We start from the raw sequence: 18,446 nt of genomic DNA on the forward strand, positions 1-18,446 counted from the left end.
CCAAATCACTTTACAGTATTGGGCAGTAGTGGTACTTATGGAGTATACTCTCGATTGAACTGTGTCCGGTGACTTTGAGAACATCGTCGACCAGACGATTGACGCGTTGGAAGACGAAGGATTTGGCGTCCTCTGTAATATCGACGTCCAAGCTACACTCAAACAGAAACTGGATGCCGACTTTCGTCAGTACCGTATTCTCGGCGCCTGTAACCCGGAACAGGCACATCAAGGGCTTCAAGATGAACTCTTGCTTGGAACACTGCTCCCGTGCAATGTCGTTGTCTACGAAACGGACGATGGTGATGTCGGTGTCAGTGCAATCGATCCAGGACAGTTGGTTAGTGTTACCGACAATGAGGCGCTTGAGAGCATTGCAGCAGACGTTCATCAGAGCTTCGAACGTGTGCTTGACGAAGTCGAAGGGTAATCGACTGAACCCCGTAGGGAACTACTTTTTGCGGAGATCTTCGTTCAGGAGTTCTCCCTCAGCGTGCCAGGTTCGCGGTCGTAACGCGATGAAAATCAAAGTGGCGTAGCTGAGTAAGACAATAGCGCTCACGATGCTCCCCGGGATTTGGCCGATGGCTGCGCTCGCCGGCCATGGGGCGTCTGCAAACGCAGTGACCCGAATGAGCCACGCTCCGAGGAGGACGGAGAGCAGTGGGAGATACACCCGCCGGAGGCGATGGGCTATTGCTTCCATCCGCGAAATCTTGAGGCGCGGTTGTCGATAATCCGTACTCAGTTTGGCTCGCCAGTTCGGATCTTCCAGTCCTTGTGAGGGGTCGAGACCGTACGCGAAGACATTCTTTTGCAACGTCCGATAGCGAGACCGCCAGATGTCGTACCCGCGGTACCGACGGGCTTCAATCACCAGAAAGACGCCGAGTATCGACGCACCAGCCAGCAACACGTAATGGGGATTCGACTCGCTTGAGAACGCCCACGTCAGGATGGCGGCGATGACAATGACCGCCCAGTTGGTTGTGCGGTCGAGGCGTTCGCGCCAGAAGCGCATGCGGTGGATTTCACCGCGGTACAGATGCGCCATGGATCCGCTCGGCCCCATCTCCTCGTCGAGCAGGCCTTGGCCGACTTCGCGGTGGTCGGGGTCCGCCGGGTCGAACTCTTTCTGTGACCGGTCACTCATAGACAGGCATCTACGAGAGCCTTGTATAATTGTGCTACGATTCCACCATACAGGAGGTAGATGAGAACGAGGCAAATGAGCATCTGAGGACAGACAAACAGACCCTCACCGATGAATCACGTATCGAAGGCCCTTCTCGATGAGTGGAAGGTCGTTCGTCTGCCGAACAATACTATTCCCTTGAGGACACAATCGTGCAGTATGCAACGTGGACAACTGACCGAGTTCGCGCTGAACGAGGTCGTTCAGCAGGCATTCAGTAGTGTCTAATTTGCGTTCCTGTTCGTACTGGCTTGTAGGTTCGACCACGATTTTCTCCGCTGGCTTCGATTAAATTGTAGTGGTATAGAATCGATACGCCCATGCTGTACAGACGTTCAAGAGACGCAATTGGGCCGAATCGAACCATTCTGTGACGACACGGACATCGCTTCTGCAGAGACGCACTCTTAGGGAACCTCTCAGTAGCCAACTACCGGATGGAGTGCCTGAAGTATGATTGCAGCTTCGAACGCGGCGGTTGACCTAAAACACGGGTCATCAAACGGCTGGTCGTCCACGATATCCTAACGTGGCAACGGACTAATTATTAATGTCTCTAATATTTATGCAGTATAGAGTAAAGTATTGAATGTGGTGGAAGATAACACCAATCGGGAAGCGGTGGCAGAGGAGCGCGAAACGTCGCGTCGGACTTTCCTGCGGGCGACTGGGGCGCTAACCGTGGGCGGGTCGCTACTAGGAAGCGTAGACGTCGCCGCCGCGGATAGCGGCGACGCCGACCTCGAGAAACTCGTCGCCGAGATGACCCTCGATGAGAAGGTCAGTCGGACGCACGGCGCGGAGGGTGGTCCCGAGGGAATCGCGGGCTACCTTCAAGGCGTCGAGTCACCTGACGTCCCTGGGATGGGGATGGCCGACGGCCCGCCGGGCGCTTCCCTCGGCGTCCCGACGACCGACTTCCCGCATCCCATCGCCACGGCGGCGACGTTCAACCCCTCGCTCGTCTCCGAGCAGGGGCGGGCCATCGCGCGCGAAGCGAAATCCGGCGGCGTCGAAGTCCTGCTCGCGCCGTCGATGGACATGGCGCGAGTCCCGTTGCACAGTCGACACGGCGAGACGTACGGCGAAGACCCGCATCTCGCCGCCGAAATGGCGAAAGCCTACACCTCGGCAGTCCAGTCGGAGGGCGTCATCGCGACGCTGAAACACTTCGTCTGCTACAACCAAGCGAGTACGACCGGCTCCGTCTACGACTACTTCTCGACGTCCGAGCACAACGTCGTCGTCAGTGAGCGCGCCCGCCGCGAACTCTACTACCAGCCGTTCAAGGCCGCCGTCACCGAGGGCGGCGCCGGCGCAGTCATGCCCGCGTACAACAAGATAAACGGGACGTACAGCAGTGAACACCGCGAACTCCTGCGAGACGTTCTCAAGGACGAGTGGGGCTTCGACGGGTTCGTCGTCTCCGACTGGGGCGGCACCCACAGCACCGTCGAGGCGGCACAGAACGGTCTCGACATCGAGATGCCGTCCGCGAACTACTTCGGCGACACCCTCAAGAAGGCAGTCGAGAACGGCGACGTCGAGGAGAGCACCGTCGACGAGATGGTGAAACGCGGTCTCACCGCACAGCAGGAAATCGGCGCGCTCGACGGTGAGCGCGACGGGTCGGAACCGGTCCGCGGGACGGACGAGCACTTCGAACTCGCCCAGCAGATAGCCGAAGAGGGCACCGTCCTCCTCAAGAACGAGGACGACCTCCTCCCGCTCGACCGCGACGGGGTCGACGAAATCGCGCTCGTCGGCCCGAGTCCGACCGGCTTCAAGACGAGCATCGGCGGCAGCGACCACATCGACGCGATTCGTCGCGTCGACCCCGTCGAAGGTCTCGACGCCGTCGCAGGCGACGACGTCACCGTCACGACCGTCTCGACCGACCGGTCCCGACTCGTCGAGACCGAACACCTCACGCCGGCGTCCGGCACCGGGAACGGACTCACCGCCGAGTACTTCACGAGCGACGACTGGTCGGGCAGTCCCGTCCGCACCCGCGTCGAAGACCAAGTCGACCTCACCGAGACCGAACTCTCGGACATCGGCGCGAACTCCGTCCGCTGGACCGGCACGCTGACCGCCCCAACTTCGGGGACGTTCGGCGTCGCCGTCACCAGCCAAGGCCCCGGTCGCCTCTACGTCGACGGCGAACCCCTCGTCCGGAGCGAGGGCGGCGGGTTCTTCGGTCCCAAGACCGAGGAAGCGAGCCTCGAACTCGAAGCCGGCCAGACCTACGACATCCGCGTCGAAGCCGCCGGCGGCCCCGCTTCGCTGTCGTGGAACCCGCCGGAGGGGATTCGCGACGCGGTCGCCGCGGCGGAATCCGCCGACGTCGCCGTCGTCCTCGCGCAGACCGACACCTTCTACGGCGACGACCGCCACGAGTACGCCCTCCCCGGCAACCAGTCCGCACTCGTCGACGCGGTCCGAACGGCCAACGAGGAAACCGTTCTCCTCCTCAACACCGAAGCCCCCGTCGAACTGCCGTGGGTCGAAGACGTTCCCGCGATTCTCCAACTCTGGTTCCCCGGACAGGAGGGTGGCCGCGCGCTCGCGAACATCCTCTTCGGCGAAGTTACCCCCTCCGGGAAGACCCCGGTTACGTTCGGCGCCGACCTCGAGGACTACCTGCCGCAGGAGATTACCTCCCTCCCCGACGGGGCACGCGGCTACCCCGGCATCGACGGCACCGCCTACTACGACGAAGGCGTCTTCGTCGGGTACCGGCACTTCGACGAACACGACGTCGAGCCGGTCTTCCCCTTCGGCCACGGCGAGTCCTACACCGACTTCGAGTACGAGGACCTCCGCGTCACCCCGAAGGTCAAGAACGAGGCGAAACAGACGCTCAAGGCGAAACTCCGGGTCACGAACACCGGGGACCGTACTGGCGCGGAGACCGTCCAACTCTACGTTCACGACGTCGACGCCAGCGTCGAGCGGCCGCCGAAAGAACTCGAAGCCTTCGAGAAGGTCGCGCTCGACCCCGGCGAAACCGCGACCGTCACGTTCGAACTCGCCGACAGCGCCTTCGAGTTCTTCCACCCCGACGACGGCTGGACCGTCGAGACCGGGGCTTTCGAAGTTCTCGTCGGCAGTTCCTCCCGCGACATCCGCCTCCGAGACGGCGTCGAGGTCATCGACCCGCGCTCGAACGGCGGCCGCGCCGACGCCCCCGGACACGCCGACGACTGACCGCTCACCCCTCCGTTCTTCGGCGAGCGAGTAAGTCGTGGGTGTGACCGCGATTCTACACCGCCTCGGACACCGCTCCGAACTCCTGTTCTTCGCTGTCGGTACTCGCATCGACTTCGTCGAGCGCTCGCTCGAAGTGGTCCATCGTCAGTTCGATATCGTCCACGCTCGCGGACTCGTCGCCCGACGACCGCCGGACGTACTCGCGGACGGCTATCTGTGCCGCCTCGCGACAGACGGCCTCGACGTCCGCGCCGACGTATCCGTCGGCTCGCTCCGCCAACTCGTCGATATCGACGTCGGCGGCGAGCGGCCTGTCGCGGGTGTGAATCTCGAAGATTTCGCGCCGGGCGTCCTCGTCCGGCTCCGTCACCGCGACGTGACGGTCGAACCGCCCCGGCCGCAGGAGCGCGTCGTCGATGAGGTCCGGCCGGTTGGTCGTGGCGATTACCACGACGTCCTCCAACTCTTCGAGACCGTCGAGTTCGGTCAGCAGTTGGGAGACGACGCGTTCGCCGACGTTAGAGTCGCCGACGCCCTGCCCTCGTTCGGACGCGATGGCGTCTATCTCGTCGAAGAAGATGACGGTCGGGGCGTTCTGGCGTGCTTTCGAGAACACGTCGCGGACGCCCTTCTCGGATTCGCCGACGTACTTGTCGAACAGTTCGGGACCCTTGACCGAGATGAAGTTCGAGTCGGCCTCGTTGGCGACGGCCTTGGCCAGGAGCGTCTTCCCGGTGCCGGGCGGTCCGTGCAGGAGGACGCCCTTCGCCGGGTCGAGCGCGACGCGGTCGTAGGCGTCGGCGTACGCCAACGGCCACTCGACGGTTTCCTGCAGTCGTTCCTTGGCCTCGTCGAGTCCGCCCACGTCCTCCCAACTGACGTCGGGCGTCTCGACGAAGACTTCGCGCATCGCCGAGGGTTCGATTCCCTTCAGCGCCCCTCTGAAGTCCGCGTCGGTCACCTCGATTGAGTCGAGGACGTCGGCCGATATCTCATCCTCGTCGAGGTCGATATCGGGCCGGATGCGGCGGAGCGCTCCCATCGCGGATTCTTTGGCCAGCGATTCGAGGTCCGCGCCGACGAACCCCTGCGTGTGTTCGGCGTACCGACCGAGTTCGACGTCCTCCCCCAGCGGCATGCCGCGGGTGTGGATTCGGAGAATCTCCTCGCGGCCCTCCTCGTCGGGGACGCCGATTTCGATTTCGCGGTCGAACCGGCCGGGTCGGCGGAGCGCGGGGTCCACCGCGTCGATTCGGTTCGTGGTCCCGATGACGGTAATCTGTCCGCGCTCTTCGAGACCGTCCATCAGCGAGAGCAGTTGGGCGACGACGCGGCGCTCGACGTCGCCGCTGACCTCCTCGCGCTCGGGGGCGATGGAGTCCAGTTCGTCGATGAAGACGATGGCGGGCGCGTTCTCCTCGGCCTCGTCGAACACCTCGCGGAGTTGCTCTTCGCTCTCGCCGTAGTACTTCGACATGATTTCCGGCCCGGAGATGGTCTGGAAGTGAGCGTCGATTTCGTTGGCCACGGCTTTGGCTATCAGCGTCTTGCCGGTCCCGGGGGGTCCGTGCAACAGGACGCCCTTGGGCGGTTCGATGCCGAGCGTGTGGAAGAGTTCGGGGTGGCGCATTGGCAACTCTATCATCTCCCGAACTTGGTCGAGTTCGTCGTCCAGTCCGCCGATGTCCTCGTAGGTGACCGTCGGAGCGGCCGGTTCCTCGGTGTCGTCGGCGTCTACGGTGACCTCCTCTGCGCTCCGGTCGGTGATTTCGATTGTCGTCTCCGTTCCGACGACGACCGGTCCGCTCGGTTCGGTGTCCACGACGAGCAGCGGGATTCGACGGTCCGACCCGCGCGACAGCATCCCGAAGCCGATTGGGAGCGCGACCGTCTGCCCCGCGGTCACCGCTTGGTCGGCGAGTTGGTCGCGGATGTGGGAGTCGAGGTCACCGCGAACGCGGAGGGTACCCGGAAGCGCGATTCTCACCCGGTCGGCCGGACTCACTTCCGTCTTCTCGACGGTCACTCGGTCGTCGATGGCGACGTTGGCCGCCTGTCTGAGCTGCCCGTCGATGCGGACGACGCCGCGGCCCGCGTCGCTCGAATCGCTGGGCCAGATTCGGGCGACGGCACGACCGTCGTCGCGACCCTCGATGGCGACGAAGTCACCGCTACTGACCCCGAGTTCGACGAGCGCGTCGCGGTCGATGACGGCCATACCACTTCCCGGTTCCCTGTTCTTGAGCTGTTTGACCGTGAGTCGCATGGCTCTCACCTCCGTCGTGGTCGAAAAAACGAGTCGCAGGCGATGCTGTCAGGCCAGTGAGGTCCAGTCGTCGTCAGGACTGGACCTCGATTTCGGTGCCGGTGACGGTCGCTCCCCGCTGGACCGGAAGCCGAACCTCGAGGATGCCGTTGGTGTACTCGGCAGTGATTCCCTCCTCGTCTACGTCCTTGGGGAAGCGGAACCGACGGTGGTAGGTCCTGCGTTGGTCCCGCTGTTCGTCCTCGTGTTCGGCGGCGATGTTGAGGACGCCGTTGTCCCACGAGACGCTGATTTCGTCCGGTTCGAAGCCCGGCATCTCGACGCTGAGGACGAACTCGTCGTCTTCCTCGTACAGTTCGTAGTCGTTACTCCCGGTTTCGAACAGTCGGCTCGGCATATCGAGGTTCTGCATCCACGAGCTTGTTGGGCTCCTGGGCAGTGCCATGGCTGGTCACCTCGATACCAATTCATGATTGTGCGCGGTTCATAATAAATATTTTGGCCGTCGGCGACGCGGCTGCGCTGATACCCGACCGACCGTCCCATCGAGGGGAACATACAAACCGGCCGTCCCACTATCCGGCGCATGGCCGACTCCGAGGCGAATCGCGAGGTCGATTTCGAACTGAAGGAACGCGCGATGGACGAAGCGCCCGTCGGAATCACGATTTCCGACCCGGCCCGCGAGGACAATCCGCTAATCTACGTCAACGAGGCGTTCGAGCGCCTGACCGGCTACGAACGCGAGGCGGCCGTCGGACGGAACTGTCGGTTCCTTCAGGGCGAGGAGACTGCACCCGAGGCCGTCGCGGAGATGGCCGAAGCGGTAGACGCCGAGGAGCCGGTGTCGGTCGAACTCGTGAACTACCGGGCGGACGGCGAAGCATTCTGGAACGAGATAACTATCGCTCCACTCCGAAACGAGGACGGCGAGGTCACTAACTTCGTCGGATTTCAGGACGACGTCACTGCGCGCAAGGAGGCGGAACTAGAGGTCGAACGACGAAAGCGAGACCTCGAACACCTCGTCCGAAGGATAAACGGACTCCTGAAGGACGTCACCGAGACCCTGATGCGGTCGAGTTCGAAGGAGGAGGCCGTGCGCGGGGTGACCGAGCGTCTCGCCGCGGCCGACCCGTACGCGTTCGCTTGGTTCGGCGAACTGGACCTCGTCTCGGAGCGTATCGTCCCGTCGTCGTGGGCCGGCGAGGGAGAGTCGCTGGACGGACTCGAAATCGACGTTCACGCCGACGATACGACGGCCCGCGCCTTCGACACACGGTCGGTTCGAACTTCGCCGGTCGCTGGCACCGCCTGTGCGGACCGCGTCCCGGGTGCGCGGTCGATGGCCGCGGTCCCTATCGCCGACCGAGACACGGTCTACGGCGTGTTGACCGTCTATTCTGACGATGAGGACGCGTTCGACGAGCGCGAGACTGTCGTGTTGGAAGCGCTGGGTCGGACCGTCGGGACGGCGCTCAACGCCCGCGAGAGCCGCGAAGTCCTCACGGCCGACAACGTCGTCGAACTCGAGTTCGACGTGGCCGACCCCACGCTGTTCTTCGTCGAACTCTCCGCGGAGTGCGAGTGCCGACTCGAATATCGGGGGTCGGTGAACTCGGACGGTGCGGGACTCTCGATGTTCTTCACGACGGACGCCGCACCGACGACGATTCTCGACGTCGCCGAGAGCATCTCGGAAATCGAAGACGCCGCGGTAGTCAGCGGCGACGACGAGTCGAACCTCTTTGAGTTCCGAATCGGCGGAGACTCGGTCGTCGCCGAACTGGCCGAACGAGGGGTCAAAACGCGTTCTATCGTGGCCGAGAACGGGACCGCCCGACTCACGCTCGAACTCGCGCCCAGTATCGACTCGCGAGCGGTCACCGACACGTTCCGCGACCGCGTTACGGGGAGTGAACTCGTCGCCTTCCGAGAACGAGAACGCCCGGCCAACACGAAGCGGGAGTTCGTCGGCGGTCTGGAAGAACGCCTGACCGACCGTCAGATTACGGCCTTACAGAAGGCCTACCTCGGCGGCTACTACGACCCGAACCGCTCGACGACGGGAGACGAACTGGCCGAGTCGATGGGCGTCTCGCGCGCCACGTTTCACCAGCACCTTCGGGCGGCCGAGCGGAAGCTAATTGGCGAGTTCTTCGGTGACGCCTGACTAGTAAGGTATTTTCTTTTTTAGCCTCACTCTCGTCAGTTAGGACTAACACCGAACCCCGGTCCAGCGGTGGACTCGCGGCGACACGGGGTTCCCAAGACCAACCATGCCGACATGTAATCACTGCGGGAGCTACGTTTCGAACGCGTTCGTGCGCGTCTTCGCCGACGAGAACGGACAGATACGGGCCTGCCCCGAGTGTTCGGCGAACGCGGGAATCGCCGAAGTGACGCTGAGTAGGGCCGAGTCCTGATTCTCACGTCGTCCACTCGGCCGCGGACAGGCCGGTCACTGTCGTTCGACGCCGGTCTTAGTGTTACGATTAGTCGAAGCCGGAGGCTACACGAATGGTAACTGACGAACAGCTCCAGACGAGTCGCGCGATACAACGACGGACCGGACGGACGTTCCACGTGGCGACGAAGTTCCTCCCCGAACGAGCGCGCTTTCCGACGTACGTGCTCTACGCGTTCTTTCGGATGGCCGACGACGTCGTGGACGACCCCGACCCGGGACCCCCGGCGGAACTCCGGGCCGAACTCGCCCGGATGCGCGCGACGGCCACGGGCGAGCGACCGACCGACGACCCCGTACTCTCGGCGTTCAGCGAGATGCGCGAGCGGCACGGCATCGCGGACGAGGAAATCGAGGTGTTCATCGACGCCATGGAGGCCGACGTGGAACCGGAGGTGTACGACACCTACGACGACCTGACCGACTACCTCCGGGGGTCGTCGGTCGCCGTCGCCTACATGATGCTCGCCGTGATGGGGCCGGAGGACGAGGAGACGGCCCGCCCTCACGCGGAGGCACTCGCCGAAGCGTTCCAGTTGACGAACTTCATCCGTGACGTTCGGGAGGACGTCACCGACTACGGCCGGATATACCTGCCGCGCGCGACCCTCCGAAAGTTCGGGGTCTCGACCGACGATATCGCCGACCTGCGCCACTCCGAGGGCGTCGCCGCGGCGGTTCGCAGCGAACTCCGCCGGACCGAAGAGCGCTACCGCGAGGGCGTCGCGGGCATCGCGGACCTGCCCGAAGACTGCCAGTTTCCGGTGTTGCTCTCGGCGGTTCTGTACGCCGAGTATCACCGACACGTCCGCGAGCGTGATTTCGACGTCCTCTCCGGGACGCCGAGTCTCGGTCTCAGCGACTACTTCCGTCTCGTCGCACGGACGTGGTGGTACTGGCGACGCGAGAACGACCCCGAGGCGGCCTTCTACCGGGCGAGCGCCATCTCGGCGGAAGCCGAGAGCGACCCGGACGTCGAGACCGAATCACCTGCTGCCTCGGCGCAGACCGAGACGACAGGCTACCGGGACGTACGTTCAATACGGAGGCCGTTCGAACGAGTCGTGAACCGCCTCCGAAAGTGCTGGCCCGTCGGACCGTCCGAGTAACTGGGGATGGTCCGTCGGTCAGGGTAGAAGAAAACTAGAGTTAGTCGATGTGGCCTTCAGCGCGGAGCTGGTCGGCGTCCTGCTGGGTGTAGCGCCATTCGACGTTGGCCTTCTCGTCCTGCCAGTCCCACGGTTCCACGAGGACGACGTCGCCTTGTTCGATCCAGACTCGGTACTTCATTCGTCCGGGGATTCGACCCATCCGGTTCTGCCCGTCCTCGCACTGGACGCGCACGTGGTTGCCGCCGTTGTGTTCGGTGACGACGCCGAACAACTCGTCATCGTTGGGCATGCGGAGATTCCGCCGGCCCGAGTTTTCGCTCATACTCTATAGTAGAGCGTCGCACTGAAAAGGCATCCGATACCCTTGGTGTCACGGCACACTCCCAAAAACAGTCCTCGTTCGATGGTGCACGTTACTCGTCCTCGGTCCCGCCGCGAATTCCGGCCACCAAACGATGGGGGACACGTAGGCCCAAACTGGCGGCACTGAAGCCGAGCGTGTACACGACCAAGCCGAGCGTCCGAACTGGCTCCAAGAAATACGCTACCGGGTCCCGTTGCGAGGTTTCGGGGCCGGTCACCACGCCGACTTTCTCCATAAGCGCCGTGTAGAACGCGGTCAGTTCGTTGTTCACTGCGACCGGCACCGTGTCCAGTTCTTGGAAGTAATTACGGAGTGAATCGCCGAACTGAGCGGGCCACACCGAGGTTTCCGGCACCAGTACCGCCGCCGCGTACGCGAACATCAGGAATCCCGTCGTGAGTTGGAGGACGGTGCGGCGATACTCCTTCCGCCGGTCACGGTCGGGAGTGCGACGGGCTAACAGTCCGTAGTAGCCAGCGGTCAACAGGAGGAGACCGCCGACCAGTTCGATACCTTTCGCTAGTATCTCGCCCGTCGTCGGTTCCGATGGGAGAGCGGTCATCTGTCTCTAGCCGGGTCGGCGTCTGCTGGTTGCTGAGTCTCTGCCTCCTCCTCCGCGGACGAGACGCGGCCGGCAACCACGTCGTACACGGCGTGGCCGCTCTCTCCGAGTCTATCCCGCCAGTTGGCCAAGGGATTTGTGAGACGTGGTCGGCCGGGGCGTCTGTCCGGATTCACGAGGAGGTAACTCGGTACGAGAATCGCGGCTAATCCGGTCAGTAAGATGATGAAATCGAACACCACGACGAAGGCGACGGTGATGGTTGCCGCAATCAACGTTGGATAGTAGGCCCCAGCGGTCGAGTCGTCGGTGGAAGCGGCGAGGTAGTGCGCGACGCGATAGCTCCCGGTGAACGTGAGCACGATTAGTAACCACGCGATCGCAGTGATTAGGCCACTCATGGGTACGCACTGCCTATGTTACGTGCTAGCAATAGTTAGGGTGGGTCTAAACTTAGATGTTCACCGTTCTGTGCGCTCGGCAAATGCTTAATTGATTGATAATCGTTCGGCCTTGGGGGTGTCCGTGTTCGCGACCGACAGCGGATGCATACAGTCGCCGAACTCTTCGACGCGCCAGTCGAACCCGTCCACCCCGGACGGAGGAACCGCGTAGACATCGGGGTCTCACGGGTCGTAGTGTCGGAGAGCAGAGGACCCGGCAAATCGGCTGTGCAGTACACCCGGTTGTGGAAAACGCCTCGTCTACCCCACCGAACCGCTCTATGGGCGTCCGAGGATTGGCTCACATCGTACACACGAAAGCGCCTAAGTAGACTGGCTCACAATGTACACACGATGGGTACCGATAAGAAACGTGTGCAGTTCCGGGCACCCGACCGCCTCATCGACCGGGCCGACGCACTCGCCACCGTCCTCGGAGAGGACCGAACAGACGTCCTCGTAACCGCACTTCGCGAGTACCTCCAAGACGCCGCGCACGACGACGCCATCACCCAAGAAATCGCCGCCGCCTACTACGACGACGAAATCAGCTACGAGCAACTCAAAGCGCTCGTCGGGGCCGAAGAAGCGGCCAACCTCCGCGTGTTGAAACAGCAACTGGACGAGGGCTTCGTCGACGACATCGCCGACCTATAGATGGCCGGACTAGTCGCAGACACGTCGGCGCTGGTGAGTCTCGGTATCGTCGCAGACACCAGTCCGAATCCGCTCTCGCTCTGTCTCGACCGCTACGACGTATTCGTCCCGGACGAGGTCGTCGAAGAACTCGAAGAGATTGCGTCGTACGACGACGAACACGGGGCGGCCGCAACCGCAGTCCTCGACCGAACTGCGGAACTGGCGGTCCGAACTGTGGACCTCGACGCCGAGTTCCCGCTCGACGACGGTGAAAACGCCGCAGTTACACTCGCGAACGAAATCGACGCCGCGCTCTTCCTCTGCGACGAGTTCAACAGTCTCGGACTGATTCACGCCTCTCTCGCCGACACACGACTTGTGACGACGCCCACGCTCCTCTCGGTATTCGTTCGAACGGACCGATTGACGCCCGACGAAGCACACGCGCTCCTCGACGAGATTAGCGCTGCTCGAAGTTGGGAGACGAACAGCTACGTCCAGCGAGCACGCTCGTTACTCGACGAGTCGTGAGTATCGCTCCTTCGGACAGTACCCCGTTGCGTGAGTCTCGGTCTCTGTCTGGATTCGTTTCCCGTTTTCGTTAATCGCGATTTTGTTGACCGCGAGATTACGATGCTGGTGGAAACAATCCCGAGAACTCATCATCAAATGCATTGCTCACAACATCGAACTCACGCTTGCGTAAGCAGTGACTTGGGAGGGTTAAACCTCTTGAGGAACCGCTGACTTCCAACGCCAAGCACCACCCCTCTATTCTCAACCTTCTCAGAGGCCACTCCTTACATCAAAATAAGACGGCATGGGAGCCAGAACTCACCATCGTCTCCTGAGCACTCCCTGTGAGAAGCGTCTGTGCGCATCCGTTAGCAGTCATCGTGGTGTATCCAGCAGGTTTCTGTATTTATCCGAAGCCCGCTAGCAACGAAGTCATCAGCGCCAGGTCCACATCAAGTTCAGGCTCGTAGTAGCGCTCATTCTGGAACCAACATGCTAGGTAGACATATGGAGAACCCCGTATAGAATGAATTCAGATTGACATCACAGTTATGGCTTAATTGACCATATTAGTGGTGACCGATTCAATGGCCGATTCACACACTTCTCCTAATGGATTCAATAGTTCTTCTTCAAATCGTGCCTCGGAGTTCTCCTCGCCTCTGTGAGAGTACATTTTCTTTTCGTCGGTCCAGCATCCAAACGTTCCGTCAAATCTGCGCTGGGTTTCAAGAAACCGGACGGCATGTTGTATGACGCTGCGATATTCCGTGACGAGAGGAGTATCGGAGAGCTCTTTTAGGCATCTGGCACCTTGGTCAAGACTGTAGTCGGCGAACAACTGGAAGACTTTTCCGAGAGTGAGGAGATTTTCACTTTGTTCTTGATAATCGATGTCTTTCTCGTTCGTCTCGTCACGTAGCTCTTGCCAATTATCTATCAGCACTCGTGCGAGTATCCCACCAACAACTGTTGGATGATAGTAACAACGCCACGTTTTTTTCACTTCCTTCCCAATTGTCTATGCCTGGTCCAACGAACTTTTTTCAATTCCTCCGTACTCTCAACTGAGAACGAAAGATAGCCGTCGTCGTCCAAATGATCGAACAGCCAACTGAAGGTAAAACGCGCCAGTCCTGGCGGCACCTGTCGCTGTAACACGCCACAAATCAGTAATTCTGCGACGAGGTCGGTGTGTCCCTCAATCATAAATCGAAGGATACCCGCCTGAAGCACGGAAGGGTGATTGTATTCAAGCGGTTCGTCCGGGAATGCATCGCTTCCACTGCCGAGATTATGATAGTAAAGAAACTCATGCGTCAGTCCATATACATCATTTTGATTGACTTGCGCCATATTCAGTGACCGAGTGGCGTAGCCGTGGTCAAGTAACTGGTTAAGATCGAAGTCGTGACCGTCGTATCCATACATACGGCATAGATTCCACAGATCAAGTTGGCGAGCAGGGAGACGGCTCTTTGACCACGTTTCTGGCCAGTCCAGAACATCGTCCAGAACGCGCTTTGCATTTGGGTCAAGTTCGTCTATTGTGGAGAGATATACCAGTGGATACCCTAGCTTGTCGAGTTCGGTTGGCTTTCGTCGCAGTAGACGGTAGAACGATTCATCATTTGCTCGAGTCGCAAGCAAATTTTTGAGTTGCGGTGCTGCGGAGTCGTCATGCATGTCGGCGACGTACAAGTAATGTGCTGCCTCTGTGAGGGCTTTTCGACGAACCTCACGGGTTCCGGTGTCTGTCCAGTAGAATGGGTCGAATTGGTCGGCATTCTCGTTCATCCAGTGGTCAGTGTGTTCTTTGAATGTTTCCGCTCGGTCTACGACGTTGTTACAGGAAATCAGTTCAGTGGGAACTGCTGCGTGTGTTTTGTCACTCATTGGTAACACCGGTGGTGTGCCGCCACAAGAAACAGTATATATTTCAAGTACTTAAAATTTTCCAGATATATACATAATTAAAACGAGAGGATATATCTATATCAGCTTACGCTACTCAAAGCGAAGAACAGACGGTATTTCCGCGGGAGCCAACAGTCGGAGAAGCGTATATCCGACTCCAGTCGTGCCCAAGAAAAACACAGGGTTATCAATGCCATCGATATGGCCCGGATCCACCCGATAAGAACCGGCCCGCCGTCGCCTCTCGATGGCGTCAGACGCCAACTCCCATGCCGCTTCGAGGTACTGCTCGTCATACATTCGCCCAAGATCGATAAGAAGATTAATCTGAGCGAACGTACCGTGACAAACCGAATCCTCAGCTAGCAACTGCGGTTCGAGACCGTTTCGAACACGGTTCATGTCACGCTCAAGCGTCTCCGAGGTGCGGTATTGGAGACTACCAAGGCGCGCATGACCAATACCAGCTAAACCATTACACCACCAGTGCGAGTAGTGTTTGATACCCACAAAGTTTGACTTCCAATTATGCTGGTGTTTCGAGTAGAATAGATTCTCGAACTCAAGGGCGTTCCTTGCGGCAACCCGGAATGCATCGCGTTGGGTGTGTTGATACAATCGATAGAGCGAATAACTGATGCCCGCGACTCCGTGACCCATTCCCGTCGAGGTACTGAGAGTACCCTCCTTTCGACTCGTATCCCACAACTTGTAGTCCGCCCACTTGTCGTACCTGCTATCAAGTAGATGTTCGCCACATAGAATCGCTTTATCCAACGCCTCAGAGTTATCCGAGTGCTCCCAGTGACGCAGTAATCCAGTAACGGTGCCCGCAGCACCGAGCAACATATCGTATTGGTCATCGTCCTCAATGATTTCTTTAGACAGTTCGGAGACGAGGTCTGCAGCTCGATTCCGATATCGTTGGTTGTCAGTGAGTTCCGAGAGTAAGTCTAGTCCGTAAACTAACGACCCAACACCCGCTCCAGCACCGATGTATGCGGTGTCGACTAGTTCTTCTTCGTCCCTATCAAAGATGAAATCTACCGCCTGTTCTGCTTTTTCACGGTATATTTCGTCTTCAAAGTATTGGTACATCGCTGCAAAGTAGAGAGCGATTCCGATTTGTCCAGAGTAAAGACCGTTCCGAGTCTTTAAGTTCAGGCCATCAAGGGAGGACATAAACCCAACTCGGCCAGTTGTGCCATCTTCGAACGTGACTCCTGTCCGTTCGACATCTTCGACTATCGACTTTACTTCGCAGCGAATGTCTTCCGCTTGAGTGAATTGTTCAGTCATATTTTTCCCTCCGGATGTGGTTTCCGCTCACCATTCAGTTCGCTCAAACACGCTCGAATCAACCCGACCTGCTGTCGCTTGTCGCGTTCGCATAAATCCTCAATTCGGTCCATAAATCGCTCCACGCCCGTTTTTTCGGTCAGTGCTGAGAGTATCTTCTCGTCGTCGAAGTACAGTCCGGGGTCGTCCGAGTATACTGTAAATTTCGGGATGTCGCCCCGATGGAGGGCCTCACGCTCGGCTTTGATTATTTCATCCCATAGCGTTGGACTAAGTTCCGGCATTTTCGTCTCACGTCTAACCACCGGTGAGTCTGGGCGTGTCGAGAGAACCTCTCGAATTTTATAGCTGTAGAGTGCGCCACTCCGGAGATATTTCGGTGTCGTAAGTGCCTTCAGAACTAAGCTATATACTCTTGAATTACGGAGAAGAACTCTCGTCTGGAGGCTGTCGAACTGGTCCGAAACGAGATCCGTCACGCGGTCGCTCGCGCCTTTGATAGCATCATACGTCGCCTCGAAACCATCTGCGATTTCGTCAACGAACTGGCTCGGCGGTGCAGGCTTCCCAGACAATGTCGGGAAGTTCTTTTCCCGCGATCCCACAGGGGTATGATATTCAATGTCGATTGCGTCGGTATTAACATCTTTCCACGAGATGTGTTGGTTTCGTGCTTCTCGCCCATCGATTCCAGCTATCCCAGAAGTATCGTCAGGAATCGCGTCGTGAGGGAGCGCTCCAATACCAATAACGCTATTATTCATAATATGACGACGGAGCTTCTCGTTCATTTTCCGCTGAGGTTTATCAACGGGTGTACTGTTCATTTCAAGTATCGTCTCGGGATCCACCAGAACAGGAGAATTATCTGTAGCGATTAGATTCTCGAAGTGGCAGTCAGTGACATTCAACACGTAAAGAACACACAGTAGTGCTCCTGCTCCGCGATAATACTGTTCGATGGTCTCGATTTCCGAATGGTCCGCCTGCTCAACTTTTTCTATCCACCCGTAGTCGGGTCTGACCAGTGTCGCTGGCGTCCTTAATTCAGGCACATCATCAAATGTCTCGTACACCCAAGTCTCGAAGTCGTACAGACGGTTCTCTGGGTCGATGCTCCGTGGCTTGTACACGACTTCGTTTCCAGTGTTGAACTCAACGAGCAGTACCTGACTCCCCCCTGAATGTAAATCTCCTTTCCCAGAAATCCCGACAACTTGCTCACCATCGCCAATGTTGACAACACGGTTGAGTTCTTGTATGTCGTCATTCAATCGAGACAGGAACTGTGTGACCATGGCCCGCCACTGGCGACTCACAATGGTGATGAGCTTCGCAGCCATCGGAAACTCCTCGAAGAACGATGCTGCTCGTTTCTCAAAGAACGCAGTAACGTACGCATCGTACCATTCCGTTGATTCCGAGGAGAGTTGGTCGTTTTCGAGTACCTCCGAATCTGTCTCGTAGATGTAGGAGATATAATCGATATGGAGTGCTTGTGCAGCGACTTCGGCGAGTTGATCAAGCAACAACCACTCGAAGTCTTGTAAACCATCTTCAGATACTCGTTTAAGACTCATCTCTGCAGTGAGACGACTGCGACTCTCTTTGACGATTGGCCAGAGAATATGTTCGAACGGGACATCTTTGCCGTCGTAAGGTGTTGTTTGGGTCGTATCGACTGTAGAAAGTGTCTCGACAATGCCGGTGAACTCTGTAATCCATTGGGGTAAATCCTCGTCGTCTGGCCACCGGTCGAACTGGACGTACGAATCGATGTTGTCGGAGTCGAGTTTTGATTCCTTCCAGAGAATATCGACTTGATTACTGTCAATATCATCGAAGGGTGATGACTGTTTGTCTGAATCAGTCGGTGCCGTTTCACGCTGAGACGCGTGTCCGTTCTGCACTCGGTCGTGTAGTAATTCTCCCGTCGCTGCAATGTGATAATAATCCGGATTCATTGTTTGGACTCTCCTGCAAGAACCCGTCCACAGATGGATGACGGACAAAACTCCGTCGCCTTTGTCGTCGCGAACAGGGTTTCGGCGTCGCTCATAGTATTACAGGCTTGCTGGGCGTCGTACTTGTTGTCTATACGACTGTATTGAAAGGCATCGTGACTGTGTTTTATCTGTATTAAAATTACGTGAGGGAAGGTTCGAATTATTGGCTTGGTTAATTCAGCTGGAGTCGGAACCGACGAAGCACGTGAGTGAGAAGCACTCTGCTTGCTGCACGTTGTCTTCGAGGGCTTCGTCGAGGTCGCGTTTGTGTTTGTCTTCAAACTGGTCAACCGACGTGGTCTGTGGTTTAGCGGACATTGTTTTGGATGAATTTAGTTGGAGTCGGAGTCCCAGAAGCACGTGAGGGAGCCACATGCCTTCATGGGTGCGGTGTCGTCAAATTCGTTGTTGATGTCGCGGCTGTGCTTGGCTTCGAATTGGTCAACC

At 58.7% G+C, this 18,446-nt stretch carries 17 protein-coding genes; 7 read left to right on the forward strand and 10 right to left on the reverse strand.

Features of this window, described 5'->3' with window-relative positions; all coding sequences use genetic code 11:
- Positions 1-61: 61 nt before the first annotated feature.
- The gene (locus FXF75_RS18730; RefSeq protein WP_163523444.1) at positions 62-430 is read left to right on the forward strand and encodes a DUF302 domain-containing protein; all 369 of its coding nucleotides are present in this window, start codon (positions 62-64) and stop codon (positions 428-430) included.
- A 21-nt stretch (positions 431-451) separates the two neighbouring features.
- Here the strand turns inward: FXF75_RS18730 and FXF75_RS18735 are convergent, their stop codons facing one another.
- Positions 452-1,153, reverse strand: a complete 702-nt coding sequence (locus FXF75_RS18735; protein WP_163523446.1) for a DUF2270 domain-containing protein — start codon at positions 1,151-1,153, stop codon at positions 452-454.
- 636 nt (positions 1,154-1,789) lie between these two features.
- On the opposite strand from FXF75_RS18735, the gene FXF75_RS18740 reads away from it, so the two are divergent.
- Positions 1,790-4,405 carry a glycoside hydrolase family 3 C-terminal domain-containing protein gene (locus FXF75_RS18740; RefSeq protein ID WP_205427873.1) on the forward strand — a complete coding sequence of 872 codons (2,616 nt, stop codon included), beginning with the start codon at positions 1,790-1,792 and terminating at the stop codon, positions 4,403-4,405.
- Between the two features lie 55 nt (positions 4,406-4,460).
- On the opposite strand, the gene FXF75_RS18745 is transcribed toward FXF75_RS18740, so the two are convergent.
- Together FXF75_RS18745 and FXF75_RS18750 are read right to left on the reverse strand one after the other, a co-directional pair.
- Entirely contained in the window at positions 4,461-6,674 is a 2,214-nt protein-coding gene (locus FXF75_RS18745) for a CDC48 family AAA ATPase (RefSeq protein WP_163523448.1), read from the reverse strand.
- 73 nt (positions 6,675-6,747) lie between these two features.
- The gene (locus FXF75_RS18750; protein WP_163523450.1) at positions 6,748-7,119 is read right to left on the reverse strand and encodes an Hsp20/alpha crystallin family protein; all 372 of its coding nucleotides are present in this window, start codon (positions 7,117-7,119) and stop codon (positions 6,748-6,750) included.
- Between the two features lie 141 nt (positions 7,120-7,260).
- Between FXF75_RS18750 and FXF75_RS18755 the strand changes: the two genes are divergently transcribed.
- From FXF75_RS18755 to FXF75_RS18760, 3 genes are all read left to right on the forward strand, one after another.
- Positions 7,261-8,847, forward strand: coding sequence for a bacterio-opsin activator domain-containing protein (locus tag FXF75_RS18755; RefSeq protein ID WP_163523452.1), 1,587 nt, complete (start codon positions 7,261-7,263; stop codon positions 8,845-8,847).
- Between the two features lie 106 nt (positions 8,848-8,953).
- Positions 8,954-9,100 (forward strand): hypothetical protein, encoded by a 147-nt coding sequence (locus FXF75_RS22235; RefSeq protein ID WP_205427875.1) that lies wholly within the window; start codon positions 8,954-8,956, stop codon positions 9,098-9,100.
- 94 nt (positions 9,101-9,194) lie between these two features.
- Entirely contained in the window at positions 9,195-10,250 is a 1,056-nt protein-coding gene (locus FXF75_RS18760) for a phytoene/squalene synthase family protein (protein ID WP_163523454.1), read from the forward strand.
- 40 nt (positions 10,251-10,290) lie between these two features.
- On the opposite strand, the gene eif1A is transcribed toward FXF75_RS18760, so the two are convergent.
- The 3 genes from eif1A to FXF75_RS18775 all read right to left on the reverse strand — a co-directional run bounded on the left by eif1A (position 10,291) and on the right by FXF75_RS18775 (position 11,580).
- On the reverse strand, positions 10,291-10,575 hold the full coding sequence (eif1A, locus tag FXF75_RS18765; protein WP_163523456.1) for a translation initiation factor eIF-1A: 285 nt from the start codon (positions 10,573-10,575) through the stop codon (positions 10,291-10,293).
- A 91-nt stretch (positions 10,576-10,666) separates the two neighbouring features.
- Positions 10,667-11,179 carry a hypothetical protein gene (locus FXF75_RS18770; protein ID WP_163523458.1) on the reverse strand — a complete coding sequence of 171 codons (513 nt, stop codon included), beginning with the start codon at positions 11,177-11,179 and terminating at the stop codon, positions 10,667-10,669.
- The gene (locus FXF75_RS18775) at positions 11,176-11,580 is read right to left on the reverse strand and encodes a hypothetical protein (protein WP_163523460.1); all 405 of its coding nucleotides are present in this window, start codon (positions 11,578-11,580) and stop codon (positions 11,176-11,178) included. The genes FXF75_RS18770 and FXF75_RS18775 overlap by 4 nt, the downstream gene beginning before the upstream one ends.
- Positions 11,581-11,976: 396 nt before the next feature.
- Here FXF75_RS18775 and FXF75_RS18780 point away from each other — a divergent pair, with 396 nt between their 5' ends.
- Together FXF75_RS18780 and FXF75_RS18785 are read left to right on the forward strand one after the other, a co-directional pair.
- Positions 11,977-12,279, forward strand: a complete 303-nt coding sequence (locus FXF75_RS18780; protein WP_163523462.1) for a hypothetical protein — start codon at positions 11,977-11,979, stop codon at positions 12,277-12,279.
- A complete protein-coding gene (locus FXF75_RS18785) occupies positions 12,280-12,792 on the forward strand; it encodes a hypothetical protein (protein ID WP_163523463.1) in 513 nt (170 codons plus the stop codon).
- A gap of 541 nt (positions 12,793-13,333) precedes the next feature.
- On the opposite strand, the gene FXF75_RS18790 is transcribed toward FXF75_RS18785, so the two are convergent.
- The 4 genes from FXF75_RS18790 to lanM form a co-directional block, all read right to left on the reverse strand.
- Entirely contained in the window at positions 13,334-13,723 is a 390-nt protein-coding gene (locus FXF75_RS18790; RefSeq protein WP_163523464.1) for a hypothetical protein, read from the reverse strand.
- A 56-nt stretch (positions 13,724-13,779) separates the two neighbouring features.
- Positions 13,780-14,673 carry a DUF6895 family protein gene (locus FXF75_RS18795; protein WP_163523465.1) on the reverse strand — a complete coding sequence of 298 codons (894 nt, stop codon included), beginning with the start codon at positions 14,671-14,673 and terminating at the stop codon, positions 13,780-13,782.
- Between the two features lie 111 nt (positions 14,674-14,784).
- On the reverse strand, positions 14,785-15,993 hold the full coding sequence (locus FXF75_RS18800) for a lanthionine synthetase LanC family protein (protein WP_163523466.1): 1,209 nt from the start codon (positions 15,991-15,993) through the stop codon (positions 14,785-14,787).
- The gene (gene lanM / locus FXF75_RS18805; protein WP_163523468.1) at positions 15,990-17,957 is read right to left on the reverse strand and encodes a type 2 lanthipeptide synthetase LanM; all 1,968 of its coding nucleotides are present in this window, start codon (positions 17,955-17,957) and stop codon (positions 15,990-15,992) included. Before lanM ends, FXF75_RS18800 begins: the two co-directional genes overlap by 4 nt.
- Positions 17,958-18,446: the final 489 nt, after the last annotated feature.

Origin of the sequence: Halorussus sp. MSC15.2, assembly GCF_010747475.1 — an archaeon.
Classification (GTDB): Archaea; Halobacteriota; Halobacteria; order Halobacteriales; family Haladaptataceae; genus Halorussus.